Source organism: Azospirillum sp. UFLA03-27, from assembly GCF_059803775.1.
In genome coordinates this window covers 1-622 of record NZ_JAUQTX010000542.1, presented here as the reverse complement: position 1 = coordinate 622, position 622 = coordinate 1, and the positions used below count along the sequence as shown (strand labels likewise).

The 622-nt window shown below is 70.3% G+C and carries 1 protein-coding gene; it reads right to left on the bottom strand.

From position 1 onward, the window contains the following. Positions 1-508 (bottom strand): hypothetical protein (locus Q4I23_RS32975; RefSeq protein ID WP_498529041.1); only part of this gene is annotated, 508 nt, incomplete at its 3' end. Positions 509-622 lie beyond the last annotated feature (114 nt).

The window sequence follows — 622 nt, the reverse complement described above, 5'->3', positions numbered from 1 at the left end:
TGACCTGCTGCTGGGCCTTGTTGCCGATGCCGGCGGCGAGGTTGGAGACGGTGCCGAGGTTCTGGTTGAACAGGGCGCCCGGCGCGCCGAACTGCATGGCCTTGACCTGCTGCTGGGCGGTGTTGCCGATGCCGACCGCGCTGTTGCTGACGTTGCCGGCGTTGCTGTTGAAGCCGCCCAGAGCGAAGGGCGTCTTCACCCCGCCGCCCATCCCGCCCGCCTGCACGCCAACCACCTGCTGCTTGGCCTTGTTGCCGACGCCGGCGGCGAGGTTGGAGACGTTGCCCAGGTTGGAGGCGGTGCCGAAGGGACCGGCCAGCCCGCCACCGGCCTGCACGCCGAAGACCTGCTGCTGCGCCTTGTTCTGGATGCCCGCGGCGGTGTTGGAGATGACGCCCAGGTTGCTGGTGCTGCCCATCGGGATGCCGCCGGTCATCAGGTCGCCGGCGAAGGCCGGGGCGGAGCACAGGACGGCGACGGCGGCGGCGATCAGGGTGGTGCGGCGCATGGTGTGGTTTCCTTCCGGTGTCTGGGGGAGTTGGCTTCTGGGGGATTTGGCTGCCGGTTCCGTCTGCGTCGGGGCCCGGCCTGTCCGATGACCAGACAGTACGCCCCGCCGCCC